Origin of the sequence: Marinoscillum pacificum (assembly GCF_024714495.1) — a bacterium.
Lineage (GTDB): Bacteria > Bacteroidota > Bacteroidia > Cytophagales > Cyclobacteriaceae > Marinoscillum > Marinoscillum pacificum.
This window is the reverse complement of the sequence record NZ_JAMZMJ010000008.1, coordinates 146,322-163,187: the sequence shown is the minus strand read 5'-3', so window position 1 is coordinate 163,187 and position 16,866 is coordinate 146,322. Positions and strand designations below refer to the sequence as shown.

Below are 16,866 nucleotides of genomic sequence, written 5' to 3'. Positions count from 1 at the left end.
ATGTTTAAGAATATACTAGCTATTGCTTGTGGGGTTGTTGTTATTTTTTCTTGTGAAAAGAAAGAGACAAAGCCTGCAACACTTTTTACAAAGCTATCCAGTGAAAGTACAGGTATTAATTTCGAAAATAAGCTGCACTATGATGCTGATTTCAATGTGTACACCTATCGGAATTACTACAACGGTGGAGGAGTATCTATCGGTGATATTAATAATGATGGATTAGTAGATGTTTATCTCACTTCCAACCTTGGTCCCAATAAGCTTTATTTGAATGAAGGTGGACTTCATTTCAAAGACATTTCAGAAAGTGCAGGAATCTCTGGTGATAAGGCATGGTCGACAGGAGTTACTATGGCTGATGTGAATGGTGATGGTTGGTTAGATATTTATGTCTGTAACTCCGGCGATATAGCTGGAGATAATAAGCAAAATGAACTGTTCATTAATAATGGAGACTTAACCTTCACTGAGTCAGCGGAGCAATATGGTTTGGCCGATAGAGGTTTTTCTACGCATGCTTCGTTCTTTGATTATGATAAGGATGGCGATCTGGATGCTTACATGTTGAACAATTCTTATCAAGCCATCGGTTCATTTAACCTTCGTAGAAATGAACGACCTAAGCGTGATTCGCTTGGCGGAGATAAGTTAATGCGTAATGACAATGGAATCTTCAAAGATGTAAGTGCTGAAGCCGGAGTTTATGGAAGTATCATAGGATTCGGATTAGGGGTAACTATCGGAGATGTGAATGGAGATACCTGGGATGATATTTACGTGTCCAATGATTTTTTCGAGCGTGACTACTTATACATCAATCAAGGTGATGGAACGTTTGCTGAGGATCTGACTAGCCAAATGAAGTCAATCAGTGGCGCATCCATGGGTGCTGATTTGGCTGATATCAACAATGATGGTTACAATGACCTGTTCGTAACCGAGATGCTCCCATCAGATAACCAGCGACTCAAATCTGTAACCACATTTGAAAACTGGGATCGTTATCAATACAATCTTACGAATGGTTACTATCATCAGTTTACAAGAAATACTTTCCAATTGAATAATGGTGATAGCTCATTTAGTGAAATTGGAAGATTGGCTGGAGTTGAAGCTTCTGACTGGAGCTGGGGAGCATTGTTCTTTGATATGGATAATGATGGTTTGCGTGATTTATTCATTGCTAACGGGATCTATCAGGACTTAACAAACCAGGATTATCTACAGTACATTTCGAATGAAGAAGTGCTGAAAAGTATTGTAACCAACAACAAAGTGGATTACGCCAAATTAATTGATTTAATCCCATCTAATCCGATTCCTAATCACACCTATAAAAACCTGGGTGGCCTGAGATTTCAATTGGTATCTGACGACTTTGGTCTTGGTGAGCCAAGTTTCTCCAATGGTTCTGCGTATGGAGACTTGGATAATGATGGCGACCTTGATCTCATTGTGAATAATGTCAATATGCCTACCTGGGTGTTTGAAAATCATGCAGACACCATGACTAGTAACCACTTCATCAAATTTGTGGTAAAAGGGCAAGGCAAGAACACAAATGCTATTGGGGCCAAAATTAGAGTAGAACAGCAAGGAGCGACTTACTATGTGGAGCAGCAACCTATTCGAGGCTTCCAATCAAGTGTAGATCCAAGACCAAATATTGGATTGCCATCTGATGCAAATATCAATGTGACCGTTTTCTGGCCACAAGGAAAATATTCTGTGTTAAAGGATGTGAAGGTTAATCAGATAATGGAGTTGGATCAAAATAAGCTTGAAATATTAGAGTCAATTGAAGATGCAAAAGTAAACGATGCTTTGTTCGTTGCTGCCGAAGCTCCAGAATTTAAACATCAGGAAAATGCCTTTATTGATTTTGATAGAGATCGATTGTTGTACCACATGAACAGTACTGAAGGGCCTAAGATGGCTAGTGCAGATATCAATGGCGATGGAAAACTGGATTACTACATCGGTGGGGCAAAAGATATAGCAGGTACTTTGCTAATGTCTAAAGGAAGTGATTATGTCGCTAGCCAGCAGACATCATTTGATAAGGATAAGATTTCTGAGGATGCTGAGAGCGTATTCTTTGATGGAGACAATGACGGAGATATGGATTTGTATGTGTGTAGTGGTGGTACGGAGTTTTCACAATCATCTTCTGCGCTAAAGGATCGCTATTATGTCAATGATGGCAAAGGGAACTTTGTGTTGAGTGATCAATTCTTGCCTAGCACCGCTGGATATGTTAGTTCATCGACTGTTTCTGCTGGAGACGTAGATGGTGATGGTGATATCGATCTGTTCGTTGGAGAGCGAATGAAATTGCTCAACTATGGTGTGGCAGGTAATGGCTACCTTCTTGTAAATGATGGTTCAGGTAAGTTTACCAATGCACCGGTTAAGGATTTCGAGAATATTGGAATGATCACTGCAAGTCAGCTAATTGATATTGATGGTGATAGTGATTTGGATCTTGTAGCAGTTGGCGAGTTTATGGGAGTGAACTTGTTCAAAAATGATAATGGCACATTTACCAACGTTTCTGGTTCATTGAATAACCTTACGGGTTGGTGGAGATCTATCACTTCAGCTGATGTCGATGGTGATGGCGATTTGGATTTAATTGTTGGAAATCATGGTTTGAATAGCCGATTTAGAGCAACAGTTGATGAGCCAATTAGGTTATATATCAATGATTTTGACAACAATGGATTCATTGATCCAATTATTACTGGTTTCGCAGAAGATGGACGAGAGTATCCTTATGCCTTGAGACACAACTTAATTGATCAGATTAAGAGTTTTAAGAAGCGATTCCCAGATTATGAGTCCTATAAAAATGCCCCTGTTCAGGATATTTTCACTCCTGAGGAGTTGGCTTCATCCAAAGTGCTTGAAGTAAATACTCTGGAAACGATGCTCTTAATCAATGAAGGAGGATTTAAGTTCAAGCCGTCTGCACTTCCTGTTGAAACTCAACTTTCTCCAATGTTTGCGATAAAAACAGGAGACTTTGATCAAGATGGAGATCAGGATATCATTATGGGAGGAAACCTGTATGGTGCTAAACCAGAAGTTGGCCGATATGACGCGAGTTACGGTGTTTATTTGGAGAATGATGGTAAAGGAAACTTTGTGGTGATCAAAGATGGGCGTGGATTCAGAGTAGATGGAGAGATTCGTGACATCATTGTCAATGGAGAAGAAATCATCATTTCGAGAAACAGCGAGACATTAGTCAAATTCAAAGTTCAGTGAGGGTTTTAAAACACAGCTACATACTTGTTGCGATTTGGCTACTGGTTTCTTGTGGAGCAGAAAAACAAAAGCCTGCTAAGAATACGTTGTTCCAGCTGGTAGAGAGTAATCAGTCCAACATTACTTTTTCGAATGATCTGGAGTACTCGGATAATTTCAATATCATTGATTACCTCTATTTCTACAATGGAGGTGGTTTAGGGGTAGGTGATATCAATAATGATGGCCTGGAAGACTTGTACTTTTCCGCCAATATGGGTGTCAACAAGCTTTACCTCAACAAAGGCAATATGACTTTTGAGGATATTACTGAAACGGCAGGAGTTGCTTCGGAAGGTTCATGGAAGACAGGTGTTACCATGGCGGATGTCAATGCCGACGGATTTCTCGATATCTATCTGTGTAGAGTTGGAGCTTATCGAGATGTAAAGGGAAAGAATGAATTATATATCAATAACGGAGATAACACTTTCACAGAAAAGGCAGCAGATTATGGCCTGGATTTTTCCGGATTCTCCACTCAGGCAGCATTTTTCGATTACGACCTGGATGGTGATTTAGATATGTATCTCTTGAATCATTCAGTTCATACGTCCAGAAGTTATGGAAAGGCATCTTTAAGGAAGGACTCAGATGAACTGGCTGGTGATAGAATCTATCGCAATGATGATGGCGTTTTTACAGATGCAACTTCTTCTGCCGGAATCTACAATTCACAGGTTGGTTATGGGTTAGGATTGGCCGTTTCCGATATCAATAGGGATGGATGGCCAGACATCTATGTGTCCAATGACTTTCATGAAAACGATTATCTCTATATCAATAACCAGGATGGGACTTTCACCGAGTCAATTGGTCAAATGGTAGGTCATACCAGTCGCTTCTCAATGGGAAATGACATTGCAGACATCAATCAGGATGGATATCCGGAAATCATGACCCTGGATATGCTTCCAGATGATGAAGAAGTGTTGAAAAACTCTGCAGGTGAAGATGCTTTTGAGATCTATAAGTTAAAGTTGGAGTTTGGATATGAACCTCAGTTCGCCAGAAACTCTCTGCAATTAAACAATGGTGATGGAACGTTCTCGGATGTTGCCTTAATGTATGGCGTAGCTGCCACAGATTGGAGCTGGTCCCCATTGATTGCAGATTATGACCTGGATGGATTCAATGACATTTTTATTACCAATGGTATTGTCAAACGACCAAATGATTTGGATTATGTGTCTTTCATGTCCGGCAATAACATAACAGCAGGAAACCTATCCAACAATAGCAAAGTCAATGATCAAGCCTTAATCGATCAGATGCCGGGCGGCAAAGTTGTTAATAGGGTGTTTAGAAATGAAGCAGCAGCTGGTTTTGAGGATGAGACGCCTAATTGGCTTCCGGATATTCCTGCCTATTCTACGGCCGGAATTTACGCTGACCTAGACCTTGATGGAGACTTAGATTTGGTAGTTAACAATATCAACGATCAGGCTTTTGTCTATGAGAATACATTGCAGCAAAAGGGAAATGTGATTTCCGTTGATTTGAAAGGCTCTACAGATAATCCTTTCGGTATTGGAGCAAGGATCAATGTATATTCTAAAGGTAGTGTTCAAGTAAAGGAGATGTATCCTGTTCGAGGATTTCAATCTTCAGGTTCGTATCATTCACTGTTTGGGTTGGGGGATGCTATTGCGGCAGACTCTATTACCGTGCTCTGGCCGGATGGCAATGTTGAAGGATTACAGAATGTGAAATCAGGTACAAAAATTGTTTTTGATTATACGAATGCTGTAGAGCGCTCTTCTGAAAGTATTGAGGTTGTCTCTCCTTATTTTGCTAAGGTTGATGGCTTTGATATATCCTTTGAACATCAAGAAAACACTTTCGTTGATTTCAATCATCAGTCTCTGATACCGCATGTGGTTTCTCGTGAGGGGCCAAAGATTGCTTTGAGCAAATCAGGTGATGTTTACATAGGTGGACCTTCAGGTCAACCGGGTACCTTATTTTCGAGGAAGAAATCACAATCATTAGCTGAAGTACTTTACGAAGAAACGAATAATGTCTTCTTTGATGCGGATGGAGATGGAGATGATGATTTGCTGATCATAACCGGTGGAAATGAATACCCAGATAACAGTCCCTGGATTGCGGACTTACTGTACCTCAATGAGTCTGGAAACTATGTGCAAGCAAACAATGCGATTCCATATTTGAACTCCCATAGTTCTGTTGCTAAACCAGCCGATTTTGATAATGATGGTGATTTAGACTTATTTATCGGAGGCAGGGTGATGTCTTCAAGGTACGGATTGATTCCGTCAAGTTATTTATTAGAGAACAATGGCTCTGGTCAGTTTTCTGTGAAGGATAATAGATCTCTTCGCTATATGGGTATGGTAACCGATGCGGTTTGGGAGGATCTGGATGGTGATGGGTATGAAGACCTTATTGCGATAGGTGAATGGATGCCTATAAGAGTATTTATGAATCAAGGAGGACAATTGGCTCCTAAGGAGATAGCTGCTCTAGAATCTTCCAATGGATGGTGGAATTGTATAGAGTCTGTGGATTTGGATGGTGATGGAGATATGGACTTTGTGTTGGGTAACGAAGGATTTAACAATAAGCTAAAGCCAAGTGTATCTGACCCGGTCAAAATGTATGTGAACGATTTTGATGGAAATGGCTATCTGGATCAAATCATTACGTACACCAAAGATAGCAGTGAATACCCGGTTGCGAATCGAGATGAGTTGGCGAAGCAAATGCCAATGATCAAAAAGTCTTTTACAAACTATCGCGACTTTTCAGGCAAGACGGTTACGGAAGTGTTGAATAAAGAATCCATTGCTAAGGGATTGAAGTATCAGGCGAATGATTTTGCTTCAGTGGTTCTTATTAATGAAGGAAATTTCAATTTCAAGAGAATTGAGTTGCCATTGATGGCGCAGGTTTCTCCGATATACGCTATTCAGCCAGTTGATGTAAATCAAGATCAAATACCAGATTTAATTGTGGCAGGAAATCGCTCCTGGGCAAATACGTATTTCGGATCCAGTGACGGAAACCATGGATTGCTTCTTCTGGGAAAAGGAGATGGTACTTTTGACGTGGAAGCTCAATCTAAGTCAGGCTTCCAAATCCAGGGAGATGTTCGAGATATAGAACAAATCACCATTGATGGAAATCAATACCTATTGTTTGGAGTAAACAATGGGTCATTAGAAATTTACCAATACATTAAAAAACAAGATTGATGCAAATCAACGATAAATCAGGATATAAGGCATATTATGCCAATGATGAGCGATACGCTCAGATGAAATACAAACGATGTGGTAAAAGTGGTATCCAATTGCCGATGTTGTCACTTGGTCTATGGCATAACTTTGGTCATGCGGATGATCTGTTGAAAGGTCAGGAGATACTACGAACGGCCTTTGATAATGGGATTGTTCACTTTGATTTAGCAAATAACTACGGACCTCCATATGGCGCAGCAGAAACGAACTTTGGAAGACTCTTCAAGCAAGATTTTGAGCCGCTTAGAGATGAGTTGTTTATCTCTTCTAAAGCAGGATATGACATGTGGCCCGGTCCTTATGGCAATCTCGGTTCCAGAAAATATTTAGTATCCAGTTTGGATCAGAGCTTGAAGCGCATGAATCTGGACTATGTAGATTTATTCTATCATCACAGACCGGATCCAGATACTCCATTGGAGGAAACCATGTCCGCACTTGATTTCATTGTGAGATCAGGGCGTGCACTTTATGTTGGGATTTCCAATTATCCAGCAGAATTGGCCAAAAAAGCGATTGAGATCCTAAATGATTTGGGAACTCCTTGCTTGATTCATCAGGCTAGATATTCTATGCTGGATCGTTGGGTAGAAGATGGATTGCTGGATGTACTTGGAGACAATGGAGTAGGATGTATCGCATTCAGTCCTTTAGAGCAAGGAATGCTGTCCAATAAATACATCAATGGAATTCCTGAAGGTAGTAGAGCAGCTAAGTCGATGACTTATTTGCAGAAAGATACCGTTGAGAAAAACTTACCGAAGATCAAAGCTTTGCATGAAATCGCTCAGGGAAGAGGTCAGACACTGAGCGATATGGCCATTGCCTGGTTGTTGAAAGATAAGCGAGTAACTTCTGTTTTAGTAGGGGTTAGTAGTGCTGAGCAATTAGTGTCAAACGTAAAAGCATTGGACACTCTGGATTTCTCTGTAGATGAAATCGCCAAGATCAAAACAATCTTAGAGTCCTGAGATTATAAAACCCCAGCCTGAAAAGGCCGGGGTTTTGATTTATTAGACTATTTCTTCTAGTATGGGCTTTTCGCTTTGTTTGTCTAGTTTGAATTTCTCAACAGCATTAGATAAGCCTTCTGCTATGTTGGTTAAAGTAGCAGCCATCTTCATGTAATTCTCCATTCCTGCAGACAATTCAGTCGCTGAACTTGCTATTTGTTCCGTTCCAGCGGCGGTCTCTTCGGCCACCACTACTATAGATTCTGTAATACCAACCATCTGCGAAACGTAATCATTTTGTGATTTTGCAGCGTCCAATATGCTCTTTGATTGTTCAAGAGTTTGGTTAGATGCCACAGCCATTTCTTCAAATACTTGAGAAGCTTCTTTTGAAGCAGATACGCTGAAACTAATGTTTTCATTCATGCGCTCGGTTATGGATACAGCTTGTTGTGTGTCTTTTTGAACACTATCTACAAGTAGTTGAATTTCATTCGCGGATCGCTTTGAGTCTTCTGCTAGCTTTCTGATTTCCTCCGCTACTACAGAGAATCCTCTTCCATACTCGCCAGCGTTAGCTGCTTCAATGGCGGCATTCAGTGCTAAAAGATTGGTTTGTGCGGAGATTTCGGTTATCATTCCCAGTACTCTGGAGATTTCGGCTGAGCGTTGAGAAAGTATGTTCATTGACTGAATGGTCTCACTGGACATGCTGTTGATCTCAGATATTTTGAATACGACATCATTGATGATGTTTGTGCCTTTGATACAGTTGTCTACACTTTTATTGGCTGCTTCATTGATGGAATGCGACTTGTCACTCATATTTCCTGAGCTGGTGAGGATCAATTCGATTAAGTTTGAAGATTCATCTACTTTTTGTACCTGAGTTTGAGCGCCATGACTCATCTCCCCAATGCTTGTAGCAATTTCTTTAGTGCTGGTTTCCATTTCCTGACCACTTACTTTCATCACAATCATTTGTTCTTCTATACTTTCAGAATATTGGGTGATAGAATTAACCAGAGCAGATAAGTTGTCTAAAGATAGATTCAGGCCAAGAACCAATTCGTAAAAGTCCCCTGCAGCCTCATCATTGTAGCGTTTAGTTAAATCGCCATCAGACATTGCCTGAACAATTTGGATTACTTCACTTATAGGCTTGGAAATAGCTTCCAGAAGTTCATTTAATGACTCTGATAAATAAAGCCAGGCGCCTGATTTGCCAGAGGTTTCAGCACGTCTTTCCAGATCTCCATCTTTACCCGCCTCGTCTAAAATGATTCTTTGCTCTGTAATGAAATCTGTTATATTTCTTCGTAAATCATTTGCCTCTTGACCTAACAGGTCACCTTCTCCATCGGCAGTGAAGTTGGTGAAAAAATCACCTTGCCTAACATCTCGTAAAAACCTAGTGGTTTTCTCGGTTCTTTCTTGAAGCTGATTTAGGTTGTCAAGAATGAGATCTAGATTAAAATTGTACGAGTCAGAAGAATGCCCCTTCACCATTTGCTGTGTGAGTTTTTCTATTTGTTCTAGCTTATTAAAGTTCCGATAGTGTATTGTGTAACCAAGTCCTGCAAGCGAGGCTATTTGAATTATTGCGAATAATGTTGCAATTATTTTAGTATATGACCCACTGTTGGCTATATATTGCAAGGACAGTAATAGAAGCGTCAAAATTACTGTTATAATTAGCAACGTCAGGACGGTGCTTCTGATGTTCAATGAAGACAACTGAATGAAATTTCTTTTCAAGACCAATCAATTTAAAGAATTGTGAAAATTACTGGGTGCCACTTGGGGTAGTGAAATTCATCACATGTGAACCCTGGATTCAGTGCCAAAATAGGAGAGGAAATTTCAATATTACAAGATAAATGCGTTGTGTATGATAAAATGTTTTTTAGCTTAATAACCTAAATTTCATGTAAGTATCTAACACAGAGTAAAATAAATTGAATATATTAATCCGCAAATAACGCATTAACAGAAATGGAGACTGACAAGATATTGGTATTGGGTGCAACCGGCAACGTAGGCGGGCATCTCTTAGCGATATTGGTTAATGAAGGAATCAAAGTTCGAGCAGGCTACTATTCAGGCGAGTCTCTCCCTTCCAAACTTCATCAAAATCACCACCTAGTCGACTATGCAAAGCCGGAAACGCTAATAGCTGCTACAAAAGGCATTGATCAGATTTTTGTAGTGATTCCAGACACTCCTGTGATGGATCAATTCGCCCGGAATATCGTTACCGCTTGTTCTGTTAATCAAGTTAAGCATTTCGTTTTGATAAGCGGAGCAGGAGTAACTGCTTCTCCTAATAACATAGTAAGTAAGCGTCTACAGGCCATGGAAATGTTGTTTTCAGAATCAGGCATGAGTGGAATCATCTTGAGGTCTGTGTTCTTCATGCAGAACTACATTAACCAGTTTCCTCCAACACCGGACGGGAAGCTAATATTGCCGATGGGCCAGGGACGAGTTAGCTATATCGATGTTCGTGATGTGGCAAATGCTAGTTTTTGTGCTCTTAGGGATTGGGAGGAAAGCTCGGATAATCAAGTGATTGTCAACTATCTAACAGGGGATAAGTCTTATACAGTAACAGAAGTTGCTAATATGTTTAATGGTGTGATCGAGTTGCCTTATGAGTACATCGATGCACCTGTGGCCGAAGTGATATTTCAGCTAAGAAGTAAAGGCGTTCCTGATTGGAAAATTGAAATGTTGCAAGAAATATATCATTCAGCTCAGAATGATCGATATGATTTATTTACCAAAGATTTTACTCATCTAACAAGCCAAAATCAAACCAGCTTTGAAGCCTTTTTGAAAGACTACAAAGTACATTTTATCAGCAATTATCATCAAAATACATTAACAAATGAGTGAATTTAAATCCTTTGAAGGGGGGATAGAAACCAACGCTATTCAGCCATTTTTAGTAGGTTCCATGTCTAAAGACAGTAGACTTGCTATTCTAAAAAAGCATGGCCTTGAATACAAAGATGATCCGAATACATTTTATGACTTGCAGAAGTTTTTGAGTGCATTTGAGGAAGTCAAGAACCAGTTTGGAGAAATGAACTTGTTCTTAATTGGGAAAGCGGTAATGGATAATGCACAATTCCCGCCCATGAATGGATTGAAAGAAGCGTTGGAATCATTGGATGTGGCATATCACATGAACCACAGAAAAGCGGGAGTTCCGATGTTTAATCCATCTACAGGACAAATGCTTGAAGGTATTGGCCATTATAAACTTACTCGATTTGATCAGGATGCTAAGGAAGCTGTGATGGTGTGTCATACGCCTTACCCAAGCAAATTTGAAGAAGGACTAATCCTTCAAATTGTAAGAAAGTTCAAGCCGGAAGGCTCTATCAGAACAAAAGTAACCCTTGATGAAACCAAGGAAACTAGACGTACTGGAGGAGAAACATGCACTTTTATCATTAACTGGTAACACTTAATTAATTGACAGGAGACGCCACTTGGCGTCTCTGTTTTCAAAAATCTAACATAGGATAAACTATCATTTAAAATCTATTGGACCAGCGACTCGATAGAATCAGTATATCTCGGTGAATTAGCACTTTAATTATTTATTAACTTAACAAATAGTACTCACATGAAAACGAAAGTTGAAAACCCTATTTCAGCGGCTCAAGTTGAACAATTAAATCATCAGCTCAGAGAAGAGTTTATGATCGGCGCAGAGAAATTTGCAGGTAATGCGTTGCATCAAAAACTAAAGTCTGACATCTCCATTCAGGATAAACTGACTTTCATTCCAAGAATGTTGTTTTTCGTTCTAGGATTTAAGGATATCATGGAATTGGTAAGATATGAGGGTGAGACTAGTGATTTGCAAGAAAGCGTAAATACACACAGTGATGAAGATTCAAATCACTGGGAGTGGTATTTGAAGGATTTAGCTTTCATGACTGGTCACTTTGAGGAAAACAAAGGTTTAGACCTAATCACCAAAACATGGGCAGATGATACCTTGGAAGTTAGAAAGACGATCTATAGTTTCAATAGATACGTGCAGCAGTACGATCATCCGGTGGCTAGAATGTTGATGATCGAAGTATTAGAAATTACTTTTGATAAATTCAAAGCAGCTATTCACCCTGTGTTGAAAGCTGAAGATCTATATGATCAATTGGAGTATTTTGGCAAAAAGCATCAGGATACTGAAGAGAATCACTCTACAGGTATTAGTGATGATGAGATTTCACACCTGGTTGATCTTTTACCAGATGACCTGAAAGAAGAGATGGTAACTGTGGTTCATGAGTTGTTTGACCAAATGTACCGAATGGCTGCTAACTGGGCTAAATAAACCTCGCTTAGGATATTGATAGTTGGTTAGAAGGGTTTCCGTAAAGGAAGCCCTTTTTAGTTATTGTGGATTACAGAAAATAACCTGTCTAATTTGAAATTCATTTCCTGGAAGGCATTTGCTCGTCTGTTGGCAAATGTGGCTGTAGATCCGAAATTCTCATTTAATACGTGGAATACCTCGATTTTAGTTGCGTTAAGAATCTCGCTTTGAGTAGGGTATTTTCTTGCTTTCATATGCTTAGATCGGATAGTTATAATTGTGAATGTACACCCTGATCGTTATGATGCCTGATGTATTTCGGTGAACTGTCTGATTTCTCCATCCAATCCATTTATCTACCATACATATATGGATAATCAGCTGAAAAATGGAATGGTACAGAACGGGTATGTCAATTCATGAAGAGCGTGCCGAATTGACGATAGATGTTGAATCCCATATCCTTAAGGATTTTTTCTTGTGTGTTTGGGTGAACTTGTGCGAACGAATCAAAGAAAAATGCCAAAGAGTCTACATTTTCTGTTTTGGTGGCATTTGATATTTCTCTTTCCGTAAGGATTTTGCTACTTCTCATTTTATTATCCTTTATTAATAATTCAAAACTATTTTAATCAATACTGTTTTTTGGAAAACATTCGTTGAGATGGTTCTTTTTAGATTTAACTAAAGGTATTTTCTCGTTTATGTGATTTGCCTATGGGACCAAACACGTGAAATACGTGACGAGACTTATTGCATGATTCTAACCTGTTTGCATTGCTTTGAAATAGTGGGATTTACATAAATCGTTTCGGCTACTAAAGATTAATAGCTAAATTGAGTTGCCCCCAATTTTATTTGTTGAAACTATAACCAAAAAATGAGACAGTGTTTTTTGAGCCTGCTATTAGTGGGCCTGTTCTATTCTTCGTTTGCACAAAACTGGCAGCCTCTCTTCAATGGGAAGGACCTAACTGGTTGGGAATCCAAAGGGGGTAAAGCTCCTTTTAAAATAGAGGATGGTGTAATTGTTGGGACTGCAGTCCTAAATAGTCCGAATACTTTTTTATGTACGAAGAAAACCTATTCAGATTTTATACTGGAATTTGAAATCCTCCTGCCCAATCATTTGAATACCGGAGTGCAGTTTAGGAGTAATTTTAGCACCGTAGTAAATGGATATCAATGCGAAATTGATCCTTCCACACGGGCTTTTTCAGGTGGGATTTACGATGAGCAACGTCGAGGATGGATCTATCCGATCAGTCTAAATACAAAAGCATCAGCTGCATTTCAATTAGGAATGTGGAATAGAGTCCGAATTGAATGTCTTGGCAGTGAAATTCGAACTTATATCAATGGTCAGATGTGTAGCAATCTGGTAGATGATATGACAAGTGAAGGATTTATTGGGTTGCAGGTGCATAGTATTGGCGAGAAAGAAAAAGGCTATATCGTCAAGTGGAAAGACCTTCGAATTTTAACTGAGGATGTAGTGGTTCATCGTTTAGCTCCAGATCCGGAAGTGATGCAAATGAGTTATCTTAAAAATGAACTGACCGAATGGGAGAAGAGAAATGGTTGGCGTTTGCTTTGGGATGGTAAAACTTCTGAAGGCTGGAGAGGTGCAAAATTGGATGGGTTTCCAAAGTCAGGATGGCAAATGAAAGATGGAGTACTTACAGTTTTGGCGACAGACGGTGGAGAATCAACAGGTCCTGGTGATATTGTTACTACTTCCAACTATAGCAATTTTGAATTGGAATTGGAGTTTAAGATCACAGAAGGTGCCAATAGTGGTATAAAGTACTTCGTGGATCCATCATTAAACAAAGGGCAAGGATCAGCTATAGGTTGTGAATTTCAGATATTGGATGATCAGCGTCACCCTGATGCTAAGATGGGTGTTAATGGTAATCGTACGGTTGGATCATTATATGATTTAATTACAGCAGAAAATCTTTCTGTTCCGGGAAGAGGTAAACAGTTCAAAGGTGTGGGAAAATGGAACAAGGCACGAATTGTCTCTAGGGATGGCAAAGTAGAGCACTGGCTAAACAATGAGAAAATCATTGAATATGATCGCAATTCTCAAATATTCAAAGCACTTGTTGCTTATAGCAAATACAAGGACTGGCCAAACTTCGGTAGATGGCCAGAGGGAAGTATCTTGTTGCAAGATCATGGTAATGAAGTGAGTTTCCGAAGTATCAAAATCAGAGAACTTAACTAAATGGGGGATTCAAGACGGAAATTTTTTAAAACAGGAGCAACACTGATTGGAGGTGCTGTGCTTGGTGCGAGGTACTTGAATGCCATGCCCATTCATTTTGGAAAGGAGATAGTCAACGTTGGGGTTATAGGGACAGGAGATCGCGGATCAGGTCTAATTCGCTTAATGAACCAGATTGAAGGTTTGGAAGTGGTGGCATGCTCTGATATAATTCCGTTTCGACTGGATGACGCGATCAAGTTGGCTAAATCGGCTAAGGCATACCCTGATTACAGTGATCTACTAGCGGATAAGAAAGTTGACGCGGTGATTGTGTCCACTCCTTTCAGTACGCATGATGAAATAGCCATTGCTGCACTCAAAGCAGGTAAGCATGTGTACTGTGAAAAGACCATGACGAAAGGCATTGCTCAAATTCAATCAGTGATAGATACTGTAAACGCTTCAGGGAAAGTATTCCAGACGGGGCATCAGTACCATAGTAGCCCGCTGTATAATAAGGCTAGAGAAATTATCCGATCAGGATATATTGGTGATGTGACGGCATATGAATGCCAGTGGAATCGTAATGGGAGTTGGCGTAGACCAGTTCCTGATCCTAAATGGGAACGGATGATCAACTGGCGAATGTATCGAGAGTATTCAGGTGGTTTGGTGGCTGAATTAATGTCTCATCAAATTGACTTTATCAATTGGGTGACAGATAGTCATCCCGATCAGGTAACTGGATTTGGAGGTATTGATCACTGGAAAGATGGTCGGGAGACATATGATAATGTCCATCTATTGTTTAAGTATCCATCTGGTTTAGATGCATCATTTGAATGTACTACCACTAATGGGTATCAGGATTATCAGATCAAAGTGCTAGGTTCCAAAGGGACGATTATTCTAGATTACACCAAAGGTACCATTTTCAGTGAGGCACAAGGTATCAAAGAAAAGGGTCTGGTAGATGGAGTGTCTGGAGCTACTATGCAAGCCTGGCAAAAGGGTGAGGGAGCATCTATTGATGCACCAGGAAATGATCCTACCCTTGACGCACTTAAGCAGTTCTACGAATCCATAGCCAATGGAACTCCTGTTATATCAAGTCTTCAGACGGGTGCGCTTACTGCCAAGTGTGTTCAAATCTCATTGGATGCACTTTATCAGAACCAAATCAAAAGCTGGGATGACTATCCAGCATTACAATTCTCTTAACTCCTCAAATGATGAAATCGAATAGAAGATCTTTTATAAAAAATACTGCATTGGCTACGGCTGGTGCTACTTATTTCATGTCTGCGAATAACGTGTGGGCATTCTCTTCAAATGAGACTGTGAATGCCGCTATCCTGGGAACAGGTGGGCGAGCACATGCTTTGGCACAATCTATCGGACTTTGCTCTAATATTAAATTGGCTACGGTTTGTGATGTGGATAACAATCGTTTGGAGAAATTCAAGCAGTACTCACTGGATGCATTAGGCTATAAAGTGAAAGGTCAACGTGACTTCCGAAAGGTGCTCGAAGATAAAAGTATAGACGTGGTATTTGTGGCTACTCCTGAGCATTGGCACGCGCCAATGGCTATCATGGGAATGCAGGCTGGAAAGCATGTGTATGTAGAGAAGCCTTGTTCACACAATCTGTATGAAAATGAATTATTGGTGAACGCTTACAAAAAGTATGGCAAGCTTTGTCAGATGGGTAATCAACAACGGTCATCCATTACCTCTAATCAAGCAATAAAGGATATTAGAGATGGTAAAATAGGTGACCCATATTATGCGAAAGCCTGGTATGCCAATACTAGAGGGTCCATTGGGCAGGGTAAAAATGTGGCTGTTCCTGATTATCTGGATTGGGATCTCTGGCAAGGCCCAGCACCACGTGAAAACTATAGAGACAATGTGCATCCTTACAACTGGCATTGGTTCCGTACCTGGGGAACAGGTGAGATTCACAATAATGGTACACATGAAATTGATGTCTGTCGTTGGGCGCTGGGTGCTGGATTGCCTTCACGAGTGACTTCTACAGGCGGTCGTTTGCATTTCTCAGGAGACGACTGGCAGTATTATGATACACAGCTTGCCAACTTTGAATATGCTGATGGAAAAACAATTCAGTGGGAAGGTAAAAGTTGTAATGGAATGGGCTTGTATGGTAGAGGTCGTGGTGCTATCATTCATGGAACCAAAGGTTCGGTACTTTTAGATAGAGCAGGATATCAGCTGCTGGATCTTCAGGGGAAGGAAATTAGTTATGTAAAAGAAGGGAGTCCGGGAACTTCGGCAAGTACAAGTGATACCAGTGGTTTTGATGGGTTGACAGTGAAGCACATTCAGAACTTTGTCAATACCATAGCAGGAAAGGAAAAGCTCAATGCGCCAATTGATGATGCGAGTATGTCTACGCATATGTGTCACCTGGGGAATATTGCGCAGGATTTAAAAGTAAGCCTCAACATTGATAAGAATGGTAAGATTCTAGACAATCCTAAGGCTTCAGCAAAAGTTAAGCGTGAATACGAGCCAGGCTGGGAGCCGAAACTCTAACTATTGCTTCTTTTCCAGTACGTCTAAGCGTTTTTCTATTTCGAGTAATTTGTGGATGATAATGATGTGAGTCTTTTTCGCATCAATACCTACTACACTTTCGGTGCTGGCTATCATTTGTTGGATTGCTTCATACTCTTCTTTAGGGATGTTGTGTTCCATGTGAATAGATTTGTTTGATTTTAGATTAAATAGAATGGAGTATACAATTGATTGCTCCATTTTA

At 40.0% G+C, this 16,866-nt stretch carries 13 protein-coding genes; 9 read left to right on the top strand and 4 right to left on the bottom strand.

The features are described from left to right. The 3 genes from NXS00_RS18005 to mgrA are packed head-to-tail and all read left to right on the top strand — an operon-like array spanning position 1 to position 7,546. On the top strand, positions 1-3,273 hold the full coding sequence (locus tag NXS00_RS18005) for a CRTAC1 family protein (RefSeq protein WP_258100650.1): 3,273 nt from the start codon (positions 1-3) through the stop codon (positions 3,271-3,273). Beyond that, a complete protein-coding gene (locus NXS00_RS18000; RefSeq protein WP_258100649.1) occupies positions 3,270-6,530 on the top strand; it encodes a VCBS repeat-containing protein in 3,261 nt (1,086 codons plus the stop codon). The genes NXS00_RS18005 and NXS00_RS18000 overlap by 4 nt, the downstream gene beginning before the upstream one ends. Next, positions 6,530-7,546 (top strand): L-glyceraldehyde 3-phosphate reductase, encoded by a 1,017-nt coding sequence (gene mgrA, locus NXS00_RS17995; RefSeq protein ID WP_258100648.1) that lies wholly within the window; start codon positions 6,530-6,532, stop codon positions 7,544-7,546. Before NXS00_RS18000 ends, mgrA begins: the two co-directional genes overlap by 1 nt. Before the next feature lie 42 nt (positions 7,547-7,588). Here the strand turns inward: mgrA and NXS00_RS17990 are convergent, their stop codons facing one another. Next, a complete protein-coding gene (locus NXS00_RS17990) occupies positions 7,589-9,286 on the bottom strand; it encodes a methyl-accepting chemotaxis protein (protein ID WP_258100647.1) in 1,698 nt (565 codons plus the stop codon). Positions 9,287-9,523: 237 nt separating this feature from the next. On the opposite strand from NXS00_RS17990, the gene NXS00_RS17985 reads away from it, so the two are divergent. The 3 genes from NXS00_RS17985 to NXS00_RS17975 all read left to right on the top strand — a co-directional run bounded on the left by NXS00_RS17985 (position 9,524) and on the right by NXS00_RS17975 (position 11,882). Then, positions 9,524-10,426 (top strand): NAD(P)H-binding protein, encoded by a 903-nt coding sequence (locus NXS00_RS17985; protein WP_258100646.1) that lies wholly within the window; start codon positions 9,524-9,526, stop codon positions 10,424-10,426. Continuing rightward, on the top strand, positions 10,419-11,000 hold the full coding sequence (locus NXS00_RS17980; protein ID WP_258100645.1) for a hypothetical protein: 582 nt from the start codon (positions 10,419-10,421) through the stop codon (positions 10,998-11,000). The genes NXS00_RS17985 and NXS00_RS17980 overlap by 8 nt, the downstream gene beginning before the upstream one ends. 165 nt (positions 11,001-11,165) lie before the next feature. Beyond that, on the top strand, positions 11,166-11,882 hold the full coding sequence (locus tag NXS00_RS17975; RefSeq protein ID WP_258100644.1) for a hypothetical protein: 717 nt from the start codon (positions 11,166-11,168) through the stop codon (positions 11,880-11,882). Positions 11,883-11,938: 56 nt separating this feature from the next. Here NXS00_RS17975 and NXS00_RS17970 read toward each other — a convergent pair whose 3' ends face one another. Beyond that, positions 11,939-12,118 carry a hypothetical protein gene (locus NXS00_RS17970; protein WP_258100643.1) on the bottom strand — a complete coding sequence of 60 codons (180 nt, stop codon included), beginning with the start codon at positions 12,116-12,118 and terminating at the stop codon, positions 11,939-11,941. A 158-nt stretch (positions 12,119-12,276) separates the two neighbouring features. Then, positions 12,277-12,459 carry a hypothetical protein gene (locus NXS00_RS17965; protein WP_258100642.1) on the bottom strand — a complete coding sequence of 61 codons (183 nt, stop codon included), beginning with the start codon at positions 12,457-12,459 and terminating at the stop codon, positions 12,277-12,279. 285 nt (positions 12,460-12,744) lie between these two features. On the opposite strand from NXS00_RS17965, the gene NXS00_RS17960 reads away from it, so the two are divergent. From NXS00_RS17960 to NXS00_RS17950, 3 genes are read left to right on the top strand one after another with little or no spacing between them, the layout of a single operon-like run. Next, positions 12,745-14,097: a 3-keto-disaccharide hydrolase gene (locus NXS00_RS17960; protein WP_258100641.1), complete on the top strand. Its 1,353-nt coding sequence runs from the start codon at positions 12,745-12,747 to the stop codon at positions 14,095-14,097. Further along, positions 14,098-15,300: a Gfo/Idh/MocA family protein gene (locus tag NXS00_RS17955; RefSeq protein ID WP_258100640.1), complete on the top strand. Its 1,203-nt coding sequence runs from the start codon at positions 14,098-14,100 to the stop codon at positions 15,298-15,300. An 8-nt stretch (positions 15,301-15,308) separates the two neighbouring features. After that, positions 15,309-16,640 carry a Gfo/Idh/MocA family protein gene (locus NXS00_RS17950; RefSeq protein ID WP_258100639.1) on the top strand — a complete coding sequence of 444 codons (1,332 nt, stop codon included), beginning with the start codon at positions 15,309-15,311 and terminating at the stop codon, positions 16,638-16,640. Here NXS00_RS17950 and NXS00_RS17945 read toward each other — a convergent pair whose 3' ends face one another. Next, positions 16,641-16,802: a hypothetical protein gene (locus tag NXS00_RS17945; protein ID WP_258100638.1), complete on the bottom strand. Its 162-nt coding sequence runs from the start codon at positions 16,800-16,802 to the stop codon at positions 16,641-16,643. Positions 16,803-16,866: the final 64 nt, after the last annotated feature.